The sequence below is a fragment of the Enterobacter sp. 22452 genome (genome assembly GCF_052045065.1).
Lineage (GTDB): Bacteria > Pseudomonadota > Gammaproteobacteria > Enterobacterales > Enterobacteriaceae > Enterobacter > Enterobacter mori.
Window position 1 is genome coordinate 81,778 of record NZ_JBQEOB010000002.1, and the last position, 21,983, is coordinate 103,760.

The 21,983-nt window shown below is 55.0% G+C and carries 21 protein-coding genes; 12 read left to right on the forward strand and 9 right to left on the reverse strand.

Annotated elements, in window-relative coordinates; all coding sequences use genetic code 11:
- Positions 1 to 127: 127 nt before the first annotated feature.
- Positions 128 to 445 (reverse strand): YebG family protein, encoded by a 318-nt coding sequence (locus ACTJJA_RS05665; protein ID WP_109080919.1) that lies wholly within the window; start codon positions 443 to 445, stop codon positions 128 to 130.
- Positions 446 to 515: 70 nt separating this feature from the next.
- A complete protein-coding gene (locus ACTJJA_RS05670) occupies positions 516 to 869 on the reverse strand; it encodes a helix-turn-helix domain-containing protein (protein ID WP_440666683.1) in 354 nt (117 codons plus the stop codon).
- 337 nt (positions 870 to 1,206) lie between these two features.
- Between ACTJJA_RS05670 and ACTJJA_RS05675 the strand changes: the two genes are divergently transcribed.
- Both ACTJJA_RS05675 and oqxB read left to right on the forward strand, forming a co-directional pair.
- A complete protein-coding gene (locus ACTJJA_RS05675; RefSeq protein WP_440666685.1) occupies positions 1,207 to 2,382 on the forward strand; it encodes an efflux RND transporter periplasmic adaptor subunit in 1,176 nt (391 codons plus the stop codon).
- A gap of 24 nt (positions 2,383 to 2,406) precedes the next feature.
- Positions 2,407 to 5,562 (forward strand): multidrug efflux RND transporter permease subunit OqxB, encoded by a 3,156-nt coding sequence (oqxB, locus tag ACTJJA_RS05680; protein WP_440666687.1) that lies wholly within the window; start codon positions 2,407 to 2,409, stop codon positions 5,560 to 5,562.
- 64 nt (positions 5,563 to 5,626) lie between these two features.
- Here oqxB and ACTJJA_RS05685 read toward each other — a convergent pair whose 3' ends face one another.
- From ACTJJA_RS05685 to ACTJJA_RS05695, 3 genes are all read right to left on the reverse strand, one after another.
- Positions 5,627 to 6,106 (reverse strand): RrF2 family transcriptional regulator, encoded by a 480-nt coding sequence (locus tag ACTJJA_RS05685; protein WP_010430601.1) that lies wholly within the window; start codon positions 6,104 to 6,106, stop codon positions 5,627 to 5,629.
- A gap of 137 nt (positions 6,107 to 6,243) precedes the next feature.
- Positions 6,244 to 7,632: a sensor histidine kinase gene (locus tag ACTJJA_RS05690; protein ID WP_440666690.1), complete on the reverse strand. Its 1,389-nt coding sequence runs from the start codon at positions 7,630 to 7,632 to the stop codon at positions 6,244 to 6,246.
- Entirely contained in the window at positions 7,632 to 8,309 is a 678-nt protein-coding gene (locus ACTJJA_RS05695; protein WP_100166787.1) for a response regulator, read from the reverse strand. Before ACTJJA_RS05695 ends, ACTJJA_RS05690 begins: the two co-directional genes overlap by 1 nt.
- 202 nt (positions 8,310 to 8,511) lie before the next feature.
- Between ACTJJA_RS05695 and ACTJJA_RS05700 the strand changes: the two genes are divergently transcribed.
- Together ACTJJA_RS05700 and ACTJJA_RS05705 are read left to right on the forward strand one after the other, a co-directional pair.
- Positions 8,512 to 9,348 carry a MipA/OmpV family protein gene (locus tag ACTJJA_RS05700; RefSeq protein WP_440666692.1) on the forward strand — a complete coding sequence of 279 codons (837 nt, stop codon included), beginning with the start codon at positions 8,512 to 8,514 and terminating at the stop codon, positions 9,346 to 9,348.
- A gap of 354 nt (positions 9,349 to 9,702) precedes the next feature.
- Positions 9,703 to 10,155, forward strand: a complete 453-nt coding sequence (locus tag ACTJJA_RS05705; protein ID WP_440666694.1) for a GNAT family N-acetyltransferase — start codon at positions 9,703 to 9,705, stop codon at positions 10,153 to 10,155.
- A 223-nt stretch (positions 10,156 to 10,378) separates the two neighbouring features.
- Here the strand turns inward: ACTJJA_RS05705 and ACTJJA_RS05710 are convergent, their stop codons facing one another.
- Complete coding sequence (locus ACTJJA_RS05710; RefSeq protein WP_440666696.1) at positions 10,379 to 10,969, reverse strand: TetR/AcrR family transcriptional regulator; 591 nt, start codon at positions 10,967 to 10,969, stop codon at positions 10,379 to 10,381.
- A gap of 140 nt (positions 10,970 to 11,109) precedes the next feature.
- On the opposite strand from ACTJJA_RS05710, the gene ACTJJA_RS05715 reads away from it, so the two are divergent.
- From ACTJJA_RS05715 to ACTJJA_RS05735, 5 genes are all read left to right on the forward strand, one after another.
- Complete coding sequence (locus ACTJJA_RS05715; RefSeq protein ID WP_010430630.1) at positions 11,110 to 11,505, forward strand: RidA family protein; 396 nt, start codon at positions 11,110 to 11,112, stop codon at positions 11,503 to 11,505.
- A 525-nt stretch (positions 11,506 to 12,030) separates the two neighbouring features.
- A complete protein-coding gene (locus tag ACTJJA_RS05720; protein ID WP_042714665.1) occupies positions 12,031 to 12,615 on the forward strand; it encodes a TetR/AcrR family transcriptional regulator in 585 nt (194 codons plus the stop codon).
- Positions 12,616 to 12,805: 190 nt separating this feature from the next.
- Positions 12,806 to 13,378: a DUF308 domain-containing protein gene (locus tag ACTJJA_RS05725; RefSeq protein WP_182946840.1), complete on the forward strand. Its 573-nt coding sequence runs from the start codon at positions 12,806 to 12,808 to the stop codon at positions 13,376 to 13,378.
- 72 nt (positions 13,379 to 13,450) lie between these two features.
- Positions 13,451 to 14,506: a catalase family peroxidase gene (locus tag ACTJJA_RS05730; protein ID WP_440666698.1), complete on the forward strand. Its 1,056-nt coding sequence runs from the start codon at positions 13,451 to 13,453 to the stop codon at positions 14,504 to 14,506.
- The gene (locus ACTJJA_RS05735) at positions 14,503 to 15,042 is read left to right on the forward strand and encodes a cytochrome b (protein ID WP_440666699.1); all 540 of its coding nucleotides are present in this window, start codon (positions 14,503 to 14,505) and stop codon (positions 15,040 to 15,042) included. The genes ACTJJA_RS05730 and ACTJJA_RS05735 overlap by 4 nt, the downstream gene beginning before the upstream one ends.
- A 2-nt stretch (positions 15,043 to 15,044) precedes the next feature.
- Here the strand turns inward: ACTJJA_RS05735 and ACTJJA_RS05740 are convergent, their stop codons facing one another.
- Positions 15,045 to 15,914 carry a LysR family transcriptional regulator gene (locus tag ACTJJA_RS05740; protein WP_440666701.1) on the reverse strand — a complete coding sequence of 290 codons (870 nt, stop codon included), beginning with the start codon at positions 15,912 to 15,914 and terminating at the stop codon, positions 15,045 to 15,047.
- A 128-nt stretch (positions 15,915 to 16,042) separates the two neighbouring features.
- Between ACTJJA_RS05740 and ACTJJA_RS05745 the strand changes: the two genes are divergently transcribed.
- From ACTJJA_RS05745 to ACTJJA_RS05755, 3 genes are all read left to right on the forward strand, one after another.
- A complete protein-coding gene (locus ACTJJA_RS05745; RefSeq protein WP_440666703.1) occupies positions 16,043 to 16,789 on the forward strand; it encodes a glucose 1-dehydrogenase in 747 nt (248 codons plus the stop codon).
- A 78-nt stretch (positions 16,790 to 16,867) separates the two neighbouring features.
- On the forward strand, positions 16,868 to 18,322 hold the full coding sequence (locus tag ACTJJA_RS05750; RefSeq protein ID WP_440666705.1) for an MFS transporter: 1,455 nt from the start codon (positions 16,868 to 16,870) through the stop codon (positions 18,320 to 18,322).
- Between the two features lie 13 nt (positions 18,323 to 18,335).
- Positions 18,336 to 18,719 (forward strand): Rid family hydrolase, encoded by a 384-nt coding sequence (locus tag ACTJJA_RS05755; RefSeq protein WP_108416940.1) that lies wholly within the window; start codon positions 18,336 to 18,338, stop codon positions 18,717 to 18,719.
- 55 nt (positions 18,720 to 18,774) lie between these two features.
- On the opposite strand, the gene dmsD is transcribed toward ACTJJA_RS05755, so the two are convergent.
- On the reverse strand, positions 18,775 to 19,389 hold the full coding sequence (dmsD, locus tag ACTJJA_RS05760; protein ID WP_440666707.1) for a Tat proofreading chaperone DmsD: 615 nt from the start codon (positions 19,387 to 19,389) through the stop codon (positions 18,775 to 18,777).
- 94 nt (positions 19,390 to 19,483) lie between these two features.
- Positions 19,484 to 21,922, reverse strand: a complete 2,439-nt coding sequence (ynfE, locus tag ACTJJA_RS05765; RefSeq protein ID WP_440666709.1) for a selenate/tellurate reductase subunit YnfE — start codon at positions 21,920 to 21,922, stop codon at positions 19,484 to 19,486.
- Positions 21,923 to 21,983 lie beyond the last annotated feature (61 nt).

A 21,983-nucleotide genomic window follows, 5' to 3' on the forward strand; every position in this document is an offset into this window, starting at 1 on the left:
AAGGTTTTATATAGACAATCGTACTGTGCACTGATAGCGATCATATGTGGATCTCTACAGACCACCAAAAAAGCCGCAAGCAGATGTCTGCTTACGGCTACAGGATCGGTGATGATTTTTCTGACAATCAGGCCGCTTTTACAGCCCTGATTTTTTTCGTGTCAGCCGCATCGGATTCAGTTTTATCCGTTGCAGCTGGGGCAGTGAGATCGGGAAGTTTGCTGGTACGCAGAATATGCTGCACGGTCTCTTTCTGCTCGGCGAGATACAGGCCAAGATTTTCAGCCTGCGTTTCATCCATCTGCATTCCGCTTTGCAACAGCCAGTCGGTGAACGCGTCTGCCATATCAAGCAGCTTGTCGTGAGCGTCAGCTTCTTTCTTACTGGCAAAAGTCATTTTCTCTTCACCTTTTCTTACGACAACAAATTTTGTTTCAACAGCCATCGTGCACCTCGCTATACTGTATTTATATACAGTATAGCAGCTACAGATCGAAGTTGCAGCAAAATATGCATTACTGGCGAAGCTGCTGCGTTTCCGGGCCACCCATACTCCGCCGCCATGCCCCAGGCGCCTGACCATACTGACGCTTAAAGCTGCGGTTGAAGGACTGCTGGGAGTCAAAGCCCAGCGCGATCGCCACGTTCAAAATCGGCTCGTCGCTGTGGGTTAAGCGCTCAACCGATTTTCGCAGCTTTTGCGCGCGAATGTAACCGGCGAGGGGGTAGCCAGTATGTTCCTTAAACAGACGCTGAAGGTGCCATTTTGAGTAGCCGGAACGCCTGGCAACGGACTCAATATCCAGACGGCTATCCAGGTTGTTGTCGATCCAGTCGAGTAAATCTTGCATAAATGCGCCAGTGTTCATCTGGTTATCCTCATGCTGCCTGTATAAAAGTATCTTTATCTGTTGCATTTAAAGGTGGCGCGTTTTTATGTTAATTGCAAGTTTTATTATTGCATTTAAATCCCTGAGCGAAACAGGTGTTTTAACATCGACTCAAATAGCACATAAAGTGCAACAATTATTCTTGCACTTAATTAAGCGCCTTCCTACAATCGCCGGGAATAGTGTATTCGCAACTGTTACAGTTTTGTGGCGATGACCGACACAAATGGCCTTAAGCCAGCCACCGGACAAAGGAAGTGGCGCAGCGCCTCCCGCTGCGTCTTGCCCGGCGGCTACAATTACCGGAATAAAAATAATGAGCCTGCAAAAAAACTGGGGTAACTTTCATCTGAGCGCGCTGGGGGCGATGTTCGCCTCCGTGCTGCTCGTCGGGTGTGATAACAGCGTCGCGCAAAACGCCGCGCCACCTGCGCCCGCCGTCAGTGCCGCTAACGTGGTCGTGAAATCCATCAGCCAGTGGGATAGCTTTAACGGCCGGATCGAAGCGGTGGAGAGCGTTCAGCTACGTCCGCGCGTGTCCGGCTACATTGATAAAGTGAATTACACCGACGGCCAGGAAGTGAAGAAGGGCGAGGTGCTGTTCACCATTGATGACCGAACCTATCGCGCCGCGCTGGAACAGGCGCAGGCGAACCTGGCGAGAGCCAAAACGCAGGCCAGCCTGACGCAAAGTGAGGCTAACCGTACCGATAAGCTGATCAACACCCATCTGGTCTCACGGGAAGAGTGGGAGCAACGTCGCTCGGCCGCCGTTCAGGCGCAGGCCGACATTCGCGCCGCGCAGGCGGCGGTTGACGCGGCGCAGCTCAACCTGGACTTCACCAAAGTGACCGCGCCTATCGACGGCCGCGCCAGCCGGGCGTTGATCACCAGCGGGAATCTGGTCACCGCGGGCGACACTGCCAGCGTCCTCACCACGCTGGTCTCGCAGAAGACGGTTTACGTCTACTTTGACGTGGATGAGTCGACCTACCTTCACTATCAAAATCTGGCCCGCAGCGGGCAGGGGGCGTCCAGCAATCACACGGCGCTACCGGTTGAGATTGGCCTGACGGGCGAGGAGGGGTATCCCCATCAGGGCAAAGTGGATTTTCTGGATAATCAGCTAACGCCGAGTACCGGCACCATCCGCATGCGCGCGCTGTTGGATAACGCGCAGCGTCAGTTCACGCCGGGACTCTTTGCCCGCGTACGCCTGCCGGGCAGCGCGGAATTCAAAGCCACGCTTGTCGACGACAAAGCGGTGCTGACCGATCAGGATCGCAAGTATGTTTACGTGGTTGATAAAGAAGGCAAAGCACAGCGTCGCGATATCACACCGGGACGTCTGGCAGACGGGCTACGCATCGTGCAGCAGGGGCTGAACCCTGGCGATAAAGTCATCGTCGAGGGTTTACAAAAAGTATTTATGCCGGGTATGCCGGTTAACGCCAAAACCGTTGCCATGACCGCCACCAGCGCCCTCAACTGATCCCTTGACCTGAGAATCCAACCCATGGACTTTTCCCGTTTTTTCATCGACAGGCCGATTTTTGCCGCGGTGCTGTCGATTCTGATTTTTATCACAGGGCTAATCGCCATCCCGCTGCTGCCGGTGAGCGAATATCCTGACGTCGTGCCGCCAAGCGTGCAGGTGCGCGCGGAGTACCCGGGTGCCAACCCGAAAGTGATTGCCGAGACCGTGGCGACGCCGCTGGAAGAGGCGATCAACGGCGTTGAGAACATGATGTATATGAAGTCCGTTGCGGGCTCGGACGGTGTGCTGGTGACTACAGTGACCTTCCGTCCGGGGACTGATCCCGATCAGGCGCAGGTTCAGGTGCAAAACCGCGTCGCGCAGGCCGAAGCGCGTCTGCCGGAAGACGTGCGGCGTCTGGGCATTACCACCCAGAAACAGTCGCCGACGCTGACGCTGGTGGTGCATCTGTTTTCGCCCAACGGTAAGTACGACTCACTGTACATGCGTAACTACGCCACGCTGAAGGTGAAGGACGAGCTGGCGCGTCTGCCCGGCGTCGGCCAGATTCAGATCTTTGGCTCCGGCGAATACGCGATGCGCGTCTGGCTGGACCCAAACAAGGTGGCGGCGCGCGGGCTGACGGCCTCGGACGTGGTGACGGCGATGCAGGAGCAGAACGTGCAGGTATCCGCCGGGCAGCTTGGTGCCGAGCCGCTGCCGAAAGAGAGCGATTTCCTGATCTCCATTAACGCCCAGGGCCGTCTGCATACCGAAGAAGAGTTCGGCAATATTGTCCTGAAAACGACGCAGGACGGTACGGTCGTTCGCCTGCGCGACGTGGCGCGTATTGAAATGGGCTCCGGCAGCTATGCGCTGCGCTCCCAGCTCAACAATAAAGACGCGGTCGGGATTGGTATCTTCCAGTCACCGGGGGCGAACGCCATCGATTTGTCTAACGCGGTGCGCGCGAAAATGGACGAACTGTCGACCCGTTTCCCGGCGGATATGAAGTGGGCGGCACCTTACGATCCGACCGTTTTCGTGCGCGACTCCATCCGTGCCGTCGTGCAAACGCTGCTGGAAGCGGTGGTGCTGGTCGTGCTGGTGGTGATTCTGTTCCTGCAAACCTGGCGTGCGTCGATCATTCCGCTGATCGCGGTGCCGGTTTCGGTAGTGGGGACCTTCAGCATTCTCTATCTGCTGGGCTTCTCGCTGAATACCCTGAGTTTGTTCGGGCTAGTATTAGCCATTGGTATCGTGGTGGACGACGCCATCGTGGTGGTGGAAAACGTCGAGCGAAACATTGAAGAGGGGCTTGCTCCGCTCGCGGCGGCGCATCAGGCGATGCGGGAAGTGTCCGGGCCGATTATCGCGATTGCGCTGGTGCTGTGCGCGGTGTTTGTGCCGATGGCGTTCCTCTCGGGCGTGACCGGGCAGTTCTACAAGCAGTTTGCGGTGACGATCGCGATTTCCACGGTTATCTCCGCCATTAACTCGCTGACGCTCTCTCCGGCGCTGGCGGCACTGCTGTTAAAACCGCACGGCGCGCCGAAAGATTTCCCGACCCGGCTTATCGATCGTCTGTTCGGCTGGATTTTCCGTCCGTTTAACCGCTTTTTCCACCGTAGCTCGAACGGCTATCAGGGGCTGGTGGGCAAAACGCTCGGCCGACGCGGGGCGGTATTTGTGGTGTATCTGCTGCTGCTCTGTGCCGCAGGCGTCATGTTTAAAGCGGTACCCGGCGGGTTTATCCCGACGCAGGATAAGCTGTACCTGATTGGCGGCGTGAAGATGCCGGAAGGTTCATCGCTGGCGCGCACCGATGCGGTGATCCGCAAAATGAGCGAAATCGGGATGAATACCGAAGGCGTGGATTACGCGGTCGCGTTCCCGGGGCTGAACGCGCTGCAGTTCACCAACACGCCGAATACGGGGACGGTCTTCTTCGGCCTGAAGCCGTTCGACCAGCGTAAGCATACTGCGGCGGAAATTAACGCGGAGATCAACGCGAAAATCGCGCAAATCCAGCAGGGCTTTGGCTTCTCCATCCTGCCGCCGCCAATTTTAGGGCTGGGTCAGGGGTCGGGGTATTCCTTATACATTCAGGATCGCGGTGGTCTGGGCTATGGTGCGCTGCAAAACGCGGTAAACACCATGTCCGGTGCGATTATGCAGACGCCGGGAATGCACTTCCCGATCTCAACCTACCAGGCTAACGTTCCGCAGCTGGACGTGCAGGTTGACCGTGACAAGGCGAAAGCGCAGGGCGTGTCGCTGACCGATCTTTTCGGTACGCTGCAAACCTATCTGGGCTCGTCGTACGTGAATGACTTCAACCAGTTCGGGCGTACCTGGCGCGTAATGGCGCAGGCCGACGGGCAGTTCCGCGACAGCGTGGAAGACATTGCGAATCTGCGCACCCGCAATAGCCAGGGTGAAATGGTGCCGATTGGCAGCATGGTGAAAATCACGACCACCTACGGGCCGGATCCGGTGATTCGTTACAACGGTTACCCGGCGGCGGATCTGATTGGCGATGCCGACCCACGCGTACTTTCGTCCTCGCAGGCGATGGCGCAACTGGACGGAATGTCGAAGCAGATCCTGCCGAACGGGATGAACATTGAATGGACGGACCTGAGCTTCCAGCAGGCGACGCAGGGCAATACGGCGCTGATCGTCTTCCCGGTTGCGGTGCTGCTGGCGTTCCTGGTGCTGGCAGCGCTGTATGAAAGCTGGACGCTGCCGCTGGCGGTGATCCTTATCGTGCCGATGACGATGCTTTCCGCGCTGTTTGGCGTCTGGTTGACCGGTGGCGATAACAACGTGTTCGTGCAGGTAGGGCTGGTGGTGCTGATGGGGCTGGCGTGTAAAAACGCGATTCTTATCGTGGAGTTTGCCCGCGAGCTGGAAATTCAGGGCAAAGGGATTATGGAGGCCGCGCTGGAGGCGTGCCGCCTGCGTTTACGCCCGATTGTGATGACCTCCATCGCCTTTATTGCCGGGACCATTCCGCTGATCCTCGGCCACGGCGCGGGCGCAGAAGTGCGCGGCGTTACCGGGATCACAGTCTTCTCCGGGATGCTGGGCGTAACGCTGTTTGGTCTTTTCCTGACGCCGGTGTTTTACGTGACGCTGCGTAAGTTTGTGACGCGCGGCAAAAAAGCGGAAAGGGATGTTCTGCCCGCGTAGGGATGTTGCAGATAATAAAAAACCGCCTTCATAGCAAGGCGGTTTTTTTTGCACTCAAGGAAAGTTAAAGGGCTTCTTTATACTTGGCGATAAGTTCAGGCACCGGATCGCAGCCGCTGGTATCGGCTTTTTTCACTTCTTCCAGCGCGCTTGCCACGGTGTGGCGCGCCAGTACCTGTAACGAAGCCTGCTCCGCTTCTTCGGAGATAGACTTGAAGTACCAGCAGGCGTTAGCGCTGACTACGCAGCGGGCCGGTACGTCAGGACGTGATGCCCACAGCTTTTTATCTTCGATGACGGAAAGGTAGATATCGCGCAGGGTGATCTCTTCCGCCGGGCGTCCAAGATGAATAGAGCCGTTACGGCCAAGCGTGGAGACGATAATACCGTCACGCGTGAGAGGGACCATCAATTTGCGGATGAAGCTCGGGTTTGCTTCCAGACCGTAGGCCAGAATCGCACTCGTCGAACGTTCACCCAATTGCTCCGCCATTGCTACGCTGAGAACCATCTGCAAAGCTGTCGGGAAGCGGTAATCTAACATTTTTGTATCCTGGGTTGCGGTGAATCTTGTTCTTTTTGGCACCGCAGAGGTGAATAAGCAATAAACAACAATATAACAAATACGGTAATTTTTTTGAAGCAATCTGCGGCATTTGCGATCGAACACCCTGTTCCTGTTTAGCTATACGTGCGGTTCGGGAAGTCAACCGTCACCATCAGGCCAGCTTCTGCGGAAGTACTCAGGTTTACGCTGCTGTTGTGCTGCTGCGCCACCGCTTTAACGATGGCAAGCCCCAGTCCGCTCCCGCTTTGCAATTGATTGGGATCGCGGAAAAATCGGTCGAACACGCGCTCGCGCAATTCAACCGGAATACCGGGCCCTGCATCGGAAACGCGTAGCCGCGCGGAGCCATCGAATGTGCAGACATCGACCTGAATCCGCCCGCCTTCAGGACTGTACTTCACGGCGTTCTCAATGAGATTATCAATGAGCGACACCAGGCGCTCCCTTACGCCTGAGATCCAGATTTCATCCTCGGCGAAAAATTCCAGCTCAATCCTGCGCGCAGACGCCAGCGGTTCCAGTTCGGCCATTCGCTCTTGAATGAGCGTCGTTAGCGGTACGGGCTCCAGGTCCGTATCAAGGTGTGCTTCACTGTGCATCATCAGCAGCAACTGATTGACGAGACGCGCAGCACGACTATTGCTGCGAACAATCCCCGCAAGCAATTCCTGTTGGCTCTCGCTGAGTACATACGATTGCAACGCTTCCACGTTGATTCGCATCGCCGCCAGCGGCGTTCGCAGTTCGTGAGCCGCATCGGCAATAAAAACCCGCTCCCTTTCCGCGCTTTCTCGCACCCTGGCAAGAAAGTCGTTAATCGCGTCCACCATCTGGCGAAGCTCCCTGTGTTTTGGTACGGCTTTTAAGGGGGAGAGATCGTCTGGCGTGCGCAATGCAATTTCATTGACCACCTTGTGCCAGGGTCGCATGGCAATGCGGATTGACAGCCACGCGGGGAACAGAAGAAAAGGGAAACAGACCAGCAGCGGCATGACGTAGTAACCGCGCGAGTTGAGGTAGATAAAGAAGTTCCAGCCACCGGCCGGGGTGAAAAGGGTGACCTCCACATCGGAATGAGCGGATTTAAGGGTGCGGCTGGTCCAGGTACGACCGTCGCTCTGAACACGCTGCATTTCCCCAAACCGGGTGTTAGTTACCCCCGTTGGTGCATCAGGCGATGAAAAAATAACCGCATTATTTTTGCGCACGATGACGTTGATTGACAGGGCGGGATCTTCACCGCCGCCATAGCCCTCTCGTAACGCTTTGCTGAAGGCTGCCAGCACGGCGGTACGATCCTGCGGGTGTTCGTCCATCCGCTCGACCAGCGTAAAAAGCGTTTCATAGGTATAACTGCCCGTGAGGATGGGAGGGCTGCGCAGGTCCTCCCACAGAATGAAGGTTAAAAAGAGACACCACAGCAGGGTAAGCAGCAGCAACTGGGCGATGATAATTCGGCGTACCAGCGTCGGGCGCCTCAGGTGATACCACAGGTTTCGCATTACGTCGTCACCCTCTGAACAGCAACGGTATCAATAACATACCCGACACCACGCACCGTTCGCACATAGCCGTCGCCGATTTTTCTTCGCAAATTTCCCATATGCACGTCGAGCGCATTACTGAGGTTCTCTTTGTTGCCGAATATCCGTTCTTCCAGAAACCGTCGCGTAATCACGCGGTCCGCACGCAGCATCAGCGTTTCAAGCAGCGCGTATTCACTCGCCGTCAGGTCTATGTGGCGTGCGCTCACCGTCACGCGACGCGTCGGTACATGAAGAGATAAGCCTCGAATCTCTATCGCCTCATTCTCGAAACCGTAACTGCGCCGCGCAAGGGCTCTTACCCGCGCCAGCAGTTCGGCGAGAACAAAAGGTTTAACGAGATAGTCGTCTGCACCTGCATCCAGCCCGCACAGGCGATCCTGCAGCGTGCCTCGCGCCGTCAGGATGATGACCGGGATCCCCTTAAGCTGCTGGCGTAAGCGCGTCATGAGGCTCATGCCGTCGCCGTCGGGCAGCCCCAGGTCGAGCAAAATAAGTTCTGGCACGCAGACGTCAAGCTGATGCAGCGCATCCTCTTTACGGCGAACCCATATAACGTCAAATCCTTGATCGGCAAGGGCGATACGTACGCCATTGCCCAGATCCAGGTCGTCTTCGATGAGTAGAATTTTCACACTGGTAACTGTATCAACCGTGAATGAAGAACATCTTAAGAAAAAACGGTATCAGGAAATCTGTCCGGTTTACAGCACTCGCGCGCGCTTCAGTGTTTCTTCATTTTCGGCTCATAAGAACCTTAGGGTCAGTATTCAAAATGGGCGTTCTGGCGTTTAACCGCTTGCATCGTCACCATTTGAATCCAGAAGGACTTCTTTAATGAGAAACATCGAACTGCGTCATATGTCCCCACACTTGCTCTCGGGCCGCAGCCTGAAAAACATCGTGCCGGGCATCGTTCTGGCGTTACTGACCACGCCAGTACTGGCGGCAGAGCAGAGCCAGGGTAACGTTTTAACCCTGGGGGGCGGCGTGGACGTCGCGCCACGCTACTCGGGTTCGGATAAAAGCCGCGTCAGTGCGGCGCAGGTGGTGGATTACGCCATGGCAAACGGCTTCTTTATCAGCACCACGCGGGGCGTCGGTTATGGCAACAACATCGGCAATCTGGATTACAGCGCAGCTGTGAGCTATCGAACAGGCCGTAAAGATAAAGACGTGAGCAGCGATTCGATCAGCTCCGGCAGCGACTACCTGCGCGGTATGGGCGACATCAAAGGCTCGGCCATCGTTGTGCTTGGGCTGGGGTATAAGGTGACCGACTGGCTTCATCTGCAGCTGCAGGCCGAGGTTCCGGTTTCTGAAAGGGACAACGGTGAGGCGATGCATTTCGGTATTATCAGCCCGCTCTATACCTCACCAAAAAATGAGGTGACGCTGGCGCTGACCGGCAGCTGGGGATCCGACAAGTATATGCAAACGTACTATGGCGTCAGCGCCGCCCAGTCGGCCGCATCGGGGTTTGCCCGACATGACGCCGGTGCCGGAATTTATGCGTATTCGCTGAATCTTGACTGGACACACAGGCTCACCTCGCGCTGGAGCGTGCTTGCCTCAGCGGGCGCAACGCAGTTGGCGGGGGATGCGGCCGATAGCCCAATTGTTCAACGTAAAACATCGCCCACGGGGAGTTTGAAGGTGACGTACAGTTTTTGATGGTTGGTTACTTATGGAGATGAGCGCGGAATAGCGACGAATTCGAGCCGCCCCGTGAATATGATGGGGCGGCAGTGTTTGATGCCAGGAATAATCATTAGCTATCAAAATTCACTGTGCTGAAGAGGATCAGTTGATCCTTCACGGATGTATTTAGAACTCGTCTGTTCGTTAGACGGGTAAGATTTTGCGGGAAGATGGCGGACGGGGGGCGTAGGTCCGCTGTGAGCGAGGAGCGGACATTACACCCCCGATAAAACCACGAATCAATGTTGTCCCATTACTTGTTCCTGGATGATGTTTTTTCAAACAGGGTACTATATTCTGGTTGAACTCCCGTTGCAGGATATAACAATGATAACAGTAGAGAAATCAGACCCATTGTCTTCAGAATCTCATCGCTTAATCGAAGCGCTGTCAGCTGAACTTGCCGCTATTACTGGCGATAATGGCAAAACCAACTTCACCGTAGAAGCTATGAACAATGACAAAGCATTATGGGCATTGGCAAAAAATGCGCGTGGCGATGCGATAGGATGCGGAGCAATCCGCCCATTAACGCAAAACATTGCTGAGCTTAAAAGAATGTTTTCAGATCGAAGTGAGCCTGGCGTGGGTAGCGCATTACTTACTTTTTTGGAAACCTCTGCAAAGCAAATGGGATATCGAGAACTGAAACTGGAAACCCGACATATCAACCACCGGGCCGTCAGCTTTTATGAAAAAAATGGATATGTTCGTATTGATAATTATGGCCCATACATAGGAAGAGAAGAAGCCGTCTGTTTCTCAAAAAAATTGTTCTGATTGCATATATCGGACTGAACGTCCGCTTCTGGCACAAAGCGGATAGACTCGGCAGATCGGTAACAATTGTCCAACAAAAATGCCAGCAATCCGTTGCCCTGAAAAGTAATCCGATAACATCCGCTCCTTCGGATAAAGAAAATATCTGCTACCGGTTCACTTTTTGCTTTTCCTTCGCGGCTAAGCTTGCTCTCAGCACAAGATAAACGGGTGAGGGGGGCGGTCACTGCCGCAACACGCCACTGACCAACAGGGTGAAAACCTCAATCGCTTTGGGCAATGCCTGCTTAGGATCGTCACTCGCGGCCACCCACTGAGCGGCATTCAGTGCGGCACCATTTAATAACCAGGCGGTGGCATCAACGTCTACCGGTTTGATTACGCCACGTTCAATCAGGTCTGACAGGCTTTCGCGAGTGGCGTCGAGGCAGGTATTCTGACTTGGCCATTTTGTCGGATCCCCAAGAAAAGCTGGGCCATCAAGCAGAACGATACGCCGGACTTCTTCATCCAGCGCCATCTTGATATAAGCTATCCCTTCGGCCAGAAGCTTTTGCTGGTCATCACCGGACTGCGCCGCTGCATGTTTGGCGCCTTGCGCCATTTCAGAATCAATCTGAGTCACCACCGCGGCAAGTAACCCTTTTTTATCCCCAAAATTATGGTAGAGGGCGCCACGCGTCAGGCCGACGCTGGCGGTCAAATCATCCATCGAAGCTGCCGCAAACCCTTTTTCAGCGAAGGCTTTTCGTGCAGCCGCAATCAACTTTGTGCGGGTTTCTTCCATCGTTTCGGCGCGGCGTTTGGCTGCCATACGGGTTCCTTATCCTGTACGCCGCGCATGATGTTTGACATACGCGGCGTATGTGTGATTAAGTTGACATACGCTGCGTATCTTAATTCATTTATGGATGCCACGCATCCGCTGTTGCACATCCAAAGAAAGGATATGTTATGAACCAACCGAAACCTGTTTTCCCTGCAAATCGCCACGCACTCTATGAACAGCATGGTTATTCCGCAGCGATCCGCTCTGGTGATTTACTGTTTGTTTCCGGACAGGTGGGTAGCCGGGAGGACGGTACACCCGAGCCCGACTTTACTACGCAGGTAGAGCGTGCTTTCGAGAATCTCAAGGCTACGCTTGCCGCCGCGGGATGCACGTTTGACGATCTTATCGATGTGACCACCTTTCATACCGATCCGGAGAATCAATTTCCAGCCATTATGCAGGTGAAAAGCAGCATTTTCCCGAAGCCCCCGTATCCGAACTGGACAGCTGTGGGGGTTAACTGGCTTGCAGGATTTGATTTTGAGATAAAGGTTATCGCCCGCATTCCAGAACATTAAGAAGGCAAACGATGCACAGAGATATCAAGAGAAACGATATCTCACCGATCCGTAATGGCTACTCTTAACTGTTTTTGGATTCAGTCATTAGCAGCCTGACAATTCTGTCTATCATAAAAGGCGCGGCCTGATTAAGCTCACGATCGCTTAATAGCTTCGCGGCAACGCTTAATGCGAAACAGCGAACGGCATCATTGTTCTCTACGCACGCCGTGCGGCCGCGATCGTCATTCGCGTGAATGACGTTGGATAATTCGCGAATGTTACGCACTGGGGCCGCTGGGCTGTGCCTGTCCGGAAAAGGGATAACTGCCATACACTCTCCACTACAGGGATATGTTTTGAAGTGAAACCATCCTAGTAGTAGGATGGGGTGGTGTCAATGATATCAGGCGGCTTTTTCCCGTTGGCCCTTTGCGGGCCCGGCTATTTGACATTCCTGTTGCCGCTCAGTAGGTTGTCCCGGCGGGACGCGCCTGTCACAGACAGCACATTTTTTCACTGGATTGAACACTGGAGCGTGAAATGATCGAACGTTCGCCGAAAGCGCGCGAAATTATGGCAAATACGAGGCAGTTGCTCACAACGGGTGGGTACAAAAGCTTTAGCTATGCCGATCTTGCGGAGCGCGTGGGTATCCGCAAAGCCAGTATCCACCATCATTTTCCGGGCAAAGAAGATTTAGTCAAAGCTGTAGTGCAGGAATACCGTGCAGAAGCACGGAGTGGCATGGAAGCGATGGATCGCCAAACCAACGATCCCCTGATCAAAGTGAAAGGCTATGCTGATTTCTGGTCGGCCTGTATTAAAGAGGGGGCTTCACCATTTTGTATCTGTGTGATGCTGGCCGTTGAACTTCCGACATTACCTGCGGATATTGCCGCAGAAGTGACCGGCCATTTTAACGATCTCTCTGACTGGCTGACCGCATTACTGAGTGCTGGCGAAGCGCAAGGCGTTTTCACTCTCAGCGAAAGTGCCGAAGTCGAAGCCAGGGCTCTCATGGCGGGCATGCATGGTGCCATGCTGGCAGCGCGGGCGTTTAATAATCCGCACGTCTTTGAGCAGATTGCCTATCCACTGATCGATAAGGTTCTCACCGCAGCCTGAAGGACGCCCGGTTATTGACCGGGCTGTGCCTGTTTTCAAAACGTCTTTCACTTTCCCGCGCCTTGACGATCCTTTTGTAACGGTTAGCGTAAAACATATTGATCTTTTATCTACCTACTAGTAGGTTTGTTGTCGGGTGAGGCATGCTACGCTGCTTCGTTTGTTAAATATGCCAGGTTAAGAGGTCTATATGTCCGACACTATCCACCACGGGAATCAGCAGAACTGGCTACAACAGTATTATTTTATCCGGACGGCTTTCTCCGTTTTATGGGTTATTGCCGTGTTCACCGCTGGCCTGTCTTCGCCTGTTGGCGCATCGATTTTGCTCATTCTTTACCCCGCATGGGATGCAATGGCGAATTATATTGATGCAAGAAAAAGCGGGGGATTTGGCCGCAACCGGATGCAGACCGTTAATATTATCGTTAGCGTTATAACAACGCTGGCCGTCGTGTTGGCTCTTAAAAGCAATATAAATGATGTCATTCGGGTATTCGGCTGCTGGGCGATATTATCCGGTCTGCTGCAGCTGGGCGCGGCAACACAGCGCTGGAAACATTATGGTGCGCAATGGAGCATGATATTAAGTGGCGCACAGTCTGCACTTGCAGGCGCGTTTTTTATCTATCAGGCCCGGACGCCAGAGCCGCCGTCAATAGCAAATATCGCGGGGTATGCTGCGTTTGGTGCCATCTATTTTTGCCTGTCAGCCCTGACGTTAACATTCCGACAAAAAAGAGAAGCGAAACGGTCATGCTGATTTCAGGCACGACGCGTCATCACCCCCTGCACGTTTCGTTTTGAAATATCGTGAGCAGAATGAGTTAACAATATGAAAAATAAAGTACATTTAAAAAGACAAACGGTTGTACGTCTGGCGCTGGTCGGAATTATTCCCCTGATCCTTTTTTTATTATTCCTGTGGACTGGCGGTTGGCTGACGCCTCAACGTCTGACGTCGGATAAGCTCGTTGATGTATTACAGCAGTCGGGTGGAGTACATAAAGGCTATCGCCGTAATCATGCTAAAGGCATGTGTGTGCTGGGCTCGTTTATCTCAAACGGGAATGCCAGTGTGCTTTCACGTGCCTCCCTGTTCAGCAAAGGTGAAACCGCTGTCACAGGACGTTTTGCCATTGCGGGCGGGGATCCGGCTGCACCGGATTATGCCGTGCCCGTTCGGAGTATGGCGCTCTCCTTTAAGCAGTCGAATGGTGAGCAGTGGCGCACCGGTATGAACGCCATGCCATTTTTCCCCGTCAGTTCCGTTGAGAGTTTCTATGAACTCCAGACGGCCACTCTGCCGGATGCCGCAACCGGTAAACCGAACCCGGAAAAATTACGTTCCTTTGTCATGAACCATCCGGAAATAAAACCGTTTTTTGCGTGGGCAAAGCAATACACACCCTCCTCAAGCTGGGCCAGCGATCGCTTTAACAGCCTGAATGCTTTTCGCCTGATTGATAAGGCAGGCCATGAACAACTGGTACGCTGGAGCATGGTGCCTCATGCCGGATTTACTCCCATAAGCGACGCCAATAAACAGAACAGCGATTTCCTGCAACAGGATCTTCAGCATCGTCTGGCGCAGGGCGCGCTGAAATGGGATTTAGTGTTCACGCTTGCTCAGGCAGGTGATAAAGGTGACGACGCCACCAGGGCATGGCCAGCCGACAGGAAAACGATTAATGCCGGAACGTTAGTCTTAAACAAGGCTATCCCTCAACAGGAGGGACCCTGTAATGACATCAACTATGACCCGTTGATTTTACCCGACGGTATGGCACCGTCCGCTGACCCGATACTTAACGCACGCTCATCAGCGTATGCCAAATCCTATAACCTGCGCACCCATGAACAGGCGCAACAGAAGGGAGAGACGTTATGAAACAGGCCGTCTATTTTCATCCGGCTCTGCGCGTCCTGCACTGGCTGATGGCCGCAGCCATTCTCATGATGTTGTTTATCGGTGTTGCGATGGTCTCGACCGTCTCCTCCGCGCACAGCCTGCTGGTGTCGATCCACAAGCCTCTCGGGGTGATGATATTGCTTCTGGTCATCGTGCGATTATGGCTGCGATTCACGACGGCCAAGCCCGCGTTGCCAGCGTCCATTCCGGCCTGGCAGCGCGGTATGGCCCATCTCTCGCACTGGATGCTCTATCTGATGATGGTGGCCCAGCCGCTGATAGGCTGGGCAATGCTCTCAGCAGCAGGGTATCCCGTCACGCTGGGTAACGGCATCGTTCTGCCGCCGATCATGGACATCAGTAATGATCGGTATGCGATACTGCGGCCGCTTCATACCTGGGTTGCCCTGGCGTTATTCGCGATGATAATGCTTCACCTTGCCGCTGCGCTGCTTCACGCTTTCGTGCTGCGTGACGGTGTCTTCAGCAGTATGACTGGCCACCGTAAATCCTAGGCTCATGCTGTCGCCGTGGCGGGGTCGGCAAGCATCGTATCGGCGATATCCATCATGACCCGCAGGCGATCCATATGCCGGAGGTCGGAGTGATACCCTACCCAGATATCTTTGGACGGCGGTGGCTCCGGCATGCTAATGGCCTGCAACCCGGTGATGGCATCACCCAGTGGACGCGGTAATACGGCAATGCCCATCCCCCGACTGCACATCTGCGCCTGCACGGCCCGGCTGGTGCTGGTGAAGACGCACGGGGAATGTGGGAACCTGTCCAGCAGCCAGGCCACGTCAGAAAAGTGGGATTGGGCCGTATTCATCAGAATCAGGCCCACTGCGGCCGGGTCGTGTCGGGCGATATCGGCGATGTCTGGCGTCCCGTAAAGCGCATAGGGAATGCGCATCAGGCGGCGCTGGACTATATCGGGTTCGGTAAAGGGCACGATGCGAAACGCAATGTCGGCATCACGTCGCGACAGATTGAGTAAGCGGTAGCTCGCGATAAGTTCAGGGACAATCGCCGGATGACGACGCGTCAGCTCGCTAAGGACAGGTGCCAGAACATAGTTAGCAAACCACTCTGCTGACGATATCCGTAAGAGGCCTTCAAGACGGTCGTGATTTCCTGCCAGGCGTCGTTCCATCGCCATCGCGGAGTTTTCCACCGCTTCTGCCAGCTTCAGAACCCTGTCGCCCGCGTCGGTCAGGACCAGGCCCTCCTTGGTCCGGCGAAAGAGGGCTTGCTGCGCCTCATCCTCAAGCGCCTTTATGCGGCGACCCACCGTAGGATGGCTCACGCCAAGGCTTCGGGCCGCTTCGCCGAAAGAGCGCTTACGCATAACTGCCAAAAATACCCGGACATCACCCCATTCCATGTCAGTTTCTCACCGTACAAAAATGAACATTGAATATACAAAAGTGGCAGTTCTAAAACAACTTTGTCGATATCAATATGACCTTCTCAACCACACCGCCACGGGCGGCAAATCAGGAAGCTGAAGACATGAACAAATTAAAAGACAAAGTTGCCATCGTCACCGGTGGCTCCAAAGGTATCGGAGCAGGTATTGCTCGTCAGCTGGCGGCTGACGGCGCGAAGGTCATTGTTAATTACGCCTCAAGCAGAAGCGATGCGGATAAGGTCGTTGCCGATATCAAAGCCGCGGGTGGGAAGGCCATGGCGGTCGCAGCGGACATCACCAGCCAGAGCGAGGTTGAGGCGCTGATCAACGCGGCTGTAAGCCATTACGGGCGGCTGGACATTGTGGTGAACAATGCAGGCGTTTATGCCTTCGCGAGGATTGAAGAGAGCACCGAGGCGCTGTTTCGCAGGCAGTTTGATATCAATGTGCTGGGCCCGTTGCTGGTGGCTGGTGCGGCTGCGCCGCATCTGACAAAAGGCAGCAGCATCATCAATATCAGCTCATTCGTCACCCGCGTCTTTATTCCTGAGAGCGCCATCTACAGCGGCACCAAGGGCGCGATTGACGCCATTACCGGCGTGCTCTCACGCGAACTCGGCTCGCGCGGCATTCGCGTCAACGCGGTCAATCCCGGCCTTATCGAAACGGAAGGTAGTCATAGCGCGGGCGCGATGAACTCGGATTTCCAGACATGGAATGAAAGCCAGACGCCGCTTGGCCGCATCGGCCAGGTGCAAGATGTGGCCCCGATTGTTTCATTTCTCGCTTCAGACGATGCGGCCTGGGTGACCGGCGAGGTGATTCTGGCCTCTGGCGGCATGCGTTGAGCTAAGCCACGCATGCCGCCCACAATCCACAATAATGTATCTTAACGGGGCACGGAACCGTTTTCTATGGAGTGTTCTATGTCGACACATACCCTCACGCAAGCCGAGCCCCGTCGCTGGGCAATGTTTATTATCCTGCTGGTTGGCGCATTTTTGCCTCCGCTCGATTTTTTTATTGTCAATGTGGCACTGCCTGCAATTCAGGGCGAACTGAGCGCCACGTCCTCTGCTGAACAGCTCGTCATTTCGTCCTATGCTGCCGTTTACTCGGTAACGTTAATCACCGGCGGACGGCTGGGGGATATTTACGGTCGCGGGAAGATGTTTTTTCTGGGGCTCATCGGTTTTGCTGCGGCATCGCTGTTGTGCGGTTTAGCCTGGTCACCGTGGGTTCTGATAACCGGACGCATATTACAGGGCGCCACGGCCGCGATTATGGCTCCCCAGGCGCTGGCTTCCGTTCAGGCTATTTTTCCGGAGGCGGAAAAACCGCTCGCGCTGAGTATCTATGGCGCGGTGTTTGGTCTGGCTTCCGTTATCGGGCAGGTATTGGGCGGAGCCCTGCTTTCAGCGGATCTGTTTCACCTGGGATGGCGGGTTATTTTTCTGGTTAACCTGCCGGTGGCGATGCTGGTCATTCTTTTTGGACTGCCGCTGCTAAAAGAGACGCGCGCGCAATCTGCACAGCGTCTGGATCCCGTCGGTATGCTGCTGGCAACCGTCACGCTGAGTGCGCTGATTGTACCATTAATTGAAGGCCGCGAGGCGGGATGGCCCTGGTGGACGTGGCTGTCATTTCTTGCTGTGCCTCTGCTGGCCTGGCTGCTGTGGCGTTATGAGCGGCATCTTAGCCAGAGCGGTGGTTCACCGCTACTCGATCCTTCCATGCTCCGCGCGCCGGGGCTGGGGCGGGGGCTCACAGTCGTTTTGCTGTTTTATTCGATTGGTGCCTTCTTTCTGTTATTTTCTGTTTATCTCCAGGATGCGTTGCATATAAACGCCCTGACGGCGGGACTGATTTTTCTGCCCTTTGGCATCGGCTTTCTGATCGGACCGTTGCTGACGCCGTACCTGAGGCGTTTTGTCGGAAATTACTTAAGCGCCATCGGGATGGGCTGCGAGACGGTGGGGCTGGCAGGCCTTGCGTGGCTGATTGCCCACACGCTGACAGGGCGCCCGCCAGCCATGTTGCCGCTCGCGGCACTGCTTTTTGTTACCGGTCTTGGACAGGGGCTGGCGATGCCGACGCTGGTTCGCATGGTGACAGGCCGCGTGGCGCCCGCGTTCTCAGGCACGATCGCCGGCGTGACCAGCTCGACTCTGCAAATCAGCACCGCGCTGAGCGTTGCCATCATCGGCGGCATTTTTTACAGCATGTTAGACGCTGGAAAAAGTGAAGCCACTATCACGCATGCCTTTATCGTCTCCCTTTTGACAATGGCGGTATGCCTTGCCATAGGCGCAGGACTCAGCGTCCGGCTTATCAGGTATGCTTCGTGGGGACATTTTCCTGAGCATAAATCAACGTGTTAAAAGAGACATCATCATGAAAAAATCGATAGTTCCTGACGCATTCCAGCATTACTTCGATGACTGGCACTTTTCCCCCGTCATCGAAGCCGATGGCACAGTCTATCTCTCAGGAGTGACCGCAGCGCGCAGGGACAAACCCATAAGCAAGGAGCCGGAAGAACAGTTTCATGATGCCTTCTATAAGCTTGGTGTGTATCTGAAAGCCGCTGGCTTAGGCTATGAAAACATTCTGGAGATGACCACTTTTCATATTGATCTCAAGAAACATATCGCTGTTTTTTCTAAAGTGAAGGATGAGTATGTCAAGGCGCCATACCCGGCATGGTCTGCCATCGGTGTATCAGAGTTCATTCCGGAAAATGCCCTGGTGGAAATGCGGATCGTGGCAAAAAGATAGTTTCGGTCGTATGGGCTAAGAAGGCTTGCTCGCCATCCACGAGCAAGCCACTTCCTTAGCGGTACAGCGTCTTTTCCGCAACCGGAATAAGTAACGCAGAACGCCAGTCTGCGAGCGTCAGCTGCGCGAGCTGACCCAGTGCGGTATAAAACGGATGCCCTGCGTTGTCGATAAAGACTGACAGGAAGCGGGTGCTCCACGGCAGCAGGTGCCACGCCAGAAGCCGATCGCACTCCGCTTCGCGGCCATTCTCGGCCAGCCACGCCGCCAGCAGCAGCAAGGTGCCGAAATGGTCTTCCGGTTCATTTTGCTGCATCTCAAAAGCGATATTATTATCACGCATCCACTGGCGCAGCGAGAGCGTCGAGTCGCCAAACAGCACGGATTCGCGGTCAAGCCAGACGGAACCCCACGGCGGTGCGGGCAGGGCATAAGGGCCAATAAACAGCCGTTGCCACGCGTCCGTCAGCGTCTCATCGGAAGAGGAGGCAAAGGTATCGGCAACGGGCTGCAGCATTTCCGATGGCAGGGGCCAGTCCTGAACCCATTCGCCAGCGGTAAGCACCCGCACCAGCGGCGCAGCCTGCTCGCTGTTGGGAGAAAAATAAAACAGTGCGCCCAATACCCGAGCACTAAACGCGAACGATTCACGAGGTGAGACATCTTTCATTACAACCTTCCTTTCTCGCGCGGAAGATGTCCGCGCGACTGTGTTAACCGATAATACTGACCATAGAATAACCCACGGTCTTGCGTTTCACCCTCTACACCTTCTCGATCTGCACCAGATTGGTGTGCTGCGGGTTGCCTTTTGCCAACGGTGACGGGCGGTGCGTGGTCAGCGTGTTGATGCATGAACCGTGGTCGATACGATCGCCACTCATATTGGCATCGTGCCACGCTCCCTGGCCCATGGCGCTCACGCCGGGCATGATGCGTGGCGTCACTTTCGCTTCAATTCGCACCTCACCGCGACGATTAAAGACGCGCACCGTATCGCCGTTCTTGATGCCGCGTTTTTCGGCATCGACAGGATTAAGCCAGACCTCCTGGCGGCAGGCCGCTTTCAGCACGTCGACGTTGCCGTAGCTCGAGTGGGTACGGGCTTTGAAGTGGAAGCCAAACAGCTGCAGCGGGAACTGCGCGCGCTCGGGGGCATCCCATCCGTCAAAGGTCGATGCGTAGACGGGAAGGGGGCTGATGGTCTCATCCTTTTCCAGCTCCCAGGTGGCGGCAATGTCTGCCAGCTTGCTGGAGTAGATTTCAATCTTGCCCGATGGCGTTTTCAGCGGATTGGCCTCCGGGTTCTCGCGGAATTTTTTATAGGCCACAAAGTGTCCGTTCGGATCGTTGCGTTTATAAATGCCCATTTTTTTCAGCTCGTCATAGGACGGAAGCTTGGGGTCTTTCTCAAGCATTTTGGCATACAGATACTGCAGCCACTGTTCCTGCGTACGTCCTTCGGTGAATTTCTGATGGATGTCCGGCCCGAGGCGTTTTGCCACTTCGCTCATGATCCAGTAGATAGGCTTACGCTCAAACTTCGGCGCGGTCACGGGCTGGAGGAAAATCAGGTAGCCCATGTTGCCTGCATAATCGTTAGGAATAATGTCTTCCTGCTCGACGGTCATCAGGTCCGGCAGCACGATATCGGCGTACTTCGCTGACGAGGTCATGAAGTTGTCGATGACGACAATCATTTCGCACTTGCTTTCGTCCTGCAGGATCTCGTGAGTTTTATTGATATCAGAGTGCTGGTTAATAATGGTGTTGCCCGCGTAGTTCCAGATGAACTTAATCGGCACGTCCAGTTTATCCTTACCGCGCACGCCGTCGCGCAGGGCGGTCATCTCCGGCCCGCGGGCGATGGCGTCCGTCCAGCTGAAGCAGGAGATTTGCGTTTTGACCGGGTTTTCCGGGAGCGGCATACGTTCGATGGTGATGGTGTAGGTCGACTCACGCGCGCCGCTATTACCGCCGTTAATCCCCACGTTTCCGGTGAGGATTGGCAGCATCGCGATGGCGCGGGACGTCAGCTCGCCGTTCGCCTGGCGCTGTGGTCCCCAGCCCTGACAGATATACGCCGGTTTTACGGAGCCGATTTCGCGGGCAAGCTTAACGATGCGATCCGCTGGAATGCCGGTAATACGGGAAGCCCACTCAGGGGTTTTCGCCGTGTGGTCATCACCCTGGCCGAGAATATAGGCTTTGTAGTGACCGTTAGCAGGAGCGCCTTCCGGCAGCGTTTTTTCGTCATAGCCGACGCAATATTTATCCAGGAACGGCTGGTCCACCAGGTTTTCGTCGATCAATACCCACGCGATGCCCGCAACCAGGGCGGCATCGGTACCCGGACGAATAGGGATCCACTCGTCTTCACGTCCGGCGGCGGTGTCCGTGTAGCGCGGATCGATGACGATCATGCGCGCGTTGGAGCGCTCGCGCGCCTGCTCCAGATACCAGGTAATCCCGCCGCCGCTCATGCGCGTTTCCGCCGGATTATTGCCGAACATCACCACCAGTTTGGTGTTTTCAATGTCAGAGGTGCTGTTCCCGTCGTTGCTGCCGTAGGTGTAAGGCATCGCGCAGGCGATTTGCGCCGTGCTGTAGGTGCCGTAGTGGCTCAGGAAACCGCCGTAGCAGTTCATCAGACGCGCCACCAGCGAAGCGTAAGGGGAGGAGCGGGTGATATTGCCGCCGACAATGCCGGAGGAGTAGTTAATGTAAACCGCTTCGTTGCCGTATTTGTCGACCACGTCTTTCAGGCTGGCGGTGATGGCGTTCAGCGCTTCGTCCCATGTGATGCGCTCAAACTTGCCTTCGCCGCGTTTGCCCACGCGTTTCATCGGGTAGTTCAGACGATCGGGGTGATTGATACGACGGCGAATAGAACGTCCGCGCAGGCAGGCACGCACCTGATGGTTACCGTAAATATCCTCGCCGGTGTTGTCCGTTTCGACCCAGTAGACTTCATCGTCGCGAACGTGCAGGCGCAGTGCGCAGCGGCTGCCGCAGTTGACCGAACAGGCTCCCCACACCACTTTATCTTCCGCAGGCTGAACGGCGTTTTGCACTGCAGCAGCGGCAGTTTTCAAACCAAACGGTAATGAGAGTCCACCCGCGGCAAGCGCCAGTGAACCCATCGCTGTAGATTTAACAAGCGTTCGGCGGCTAATACCGCCGTGATGATCGACCTCAGACATGGCTCACCCCAACATTGAGATTACGTATTATTTTTACCCGTGATTACAACCGGGCTAATGA

What these genes read in the sequence shown, in the direction of transcription:
- ynfE (WP_440666709.1), bottom strand. Translation starts at nt 21,922, where the DNA reads ATGTCTGAGGTCGATCATCACGGCGGTATTAGCCGCCGAACGCTTGTT.
- ACTJJA_RS05720 (WP_042714665.1), top strand. Translation starts at nt 12,031, where the DNA reads ATGATCGAACGTTCGCCGAAAGCGCGCGAAATTATGGCAAATACGAGG.
- ACTJJA_RS05745 (WP_440666703.1), top strand. Translation starts at nt 16,043, where the DNA reads ATGAACAAATTAAAAGACAAAGTTGCCATCGTCACCGGTGGCTCCAAA.
- ACTJJA_RS05715 (WP_010430630.1), top strand. Translation starts at nt 11,110, where the DNA reads ATGAACCAACCGAAACCTGTTTTCCCTGCAAATCGCCACGCACTCTAT.
- ACTJJA_RS05690 (WP_440666690.1), bottom strand. Translation starts at nt 7,632, where the DNA reads ATGCGAAACCTGTGGTATCACCTGAGGCGCCCGACGCTGGTACGCCGA.
- ACTJJA_RS05740 (WP_440666701.1), bottom strand. Translation starts at nt 15,914, where the DNA reads ATGGAATGGGGTGATGTCCGGGTATTTTTGGCAGTTATGCGTAAGCGC.
- ACTJJA_RS05735 (WP_440666699.1), top strand. Translation starts at nt 14,503, where the DNA reads ATGAAACAGGCCGTCTATTTTCATCCGGCTCTGCGCGTCCTGCACTGG.
- dmsD (WP_440666707.1), bottom strand. Translation starts at nt 19,389, where the DNA reads ATGAAAGATGTCTCACCTCGTGAATCGTTCGCGTTTAGTGCTCGGGTA.
- ACTJJA_RS05710 (WP_440666696.1), bottom strand. Translation starts at nt 10,969, where the DNA reads ATGGCAGCCAAACGCCGCGCCGAAACGATGGAAGAAACCCGCACAAAG.
- ACTJJA_RS05670 (WP_440666683.1), bottom strand. Translation starts at nt 869, where the DNA reads ATGAACACTGGCGCATTTATGCAAGATTTACTCGACTGGATCGACAAC.
- ACTJJA_RS05755 (WP_108416940.1), top strand. Translation starts at nt 18,336, where the DNA reads ATGAAAAAATCGATAGTTCCTGACGCATTCCAGCATTACTTCGATGAC.
- ACTJJA_RS05685 (WP_010430601.1), bottom strand. Translation starts at nt 6,106, where the DNA reads ATGTTAGATTACCGCTTCCCGACAGCTTTGCAGATGGTTCTCAGCGTA.
- oqxB (WP_440666687.1), top strand. Translation starts at nt 2,407, where the DNA reads ATGGACTTTTCCCGTTTTTTCATCGACAGGCCGATTTTTGCCGCGGTG.
- ACTJJA_RS05665 (WP_109080919.1), bottom strand. Translation starts at nt 445, where the DNA reads ATGGCTGTTGAAACAAAATTTGTTGTCGTAAGAAAAGGTGAAGAGAAA.
- ACTJJA_RS05675 (WP_440666685.1), top strand. Translation starts at nt 1,207, where the DNA reads ATGAGCCTGCAAAAAAACTGGGGTAACTTTCATCTGAGCGCGCTGGGG.
- ACTJJA_RS05700 (WP_440666692.1), top strand. Translation starts at nt 8,512, where the DNA reads ATGAGAAACATCGAACTGCGTCATATGTCCCCACACTTGCTCTCGGGC.
- ACTJJA_RS05730 (WP_440666698.1), top strand. Translation starts at nt 13,451, where the DNA reads ATGAAAAATAAAGTACATTTAAAAAGACAAACGGTTGTACGTCTGGCG.
- ACTJJA_RS05725 (WP_182946840.1), top strand. Translation starts at nt 12,806, where the DNA reads ATGTCCGACACTATCCACCACGGGAATCAGCAGAACTGGCTACAACAG.
- ACTJJA_RS05705 (WP_440666694.1), top strand. Translation starts at nt 9,703, where the DNA reads ATGATAACAGTAGAGAAATCAGACCCATTGTCTTCAGAATCTCATCGC.
- ACTJJA_RS05750 (WP_440666705.1), top strand. Translation starts at nt 16,868, where the DNA reads ATGTCGACACATACCCTCACGCAAGCCGAGCCCCGTCGCTGGGCAATG.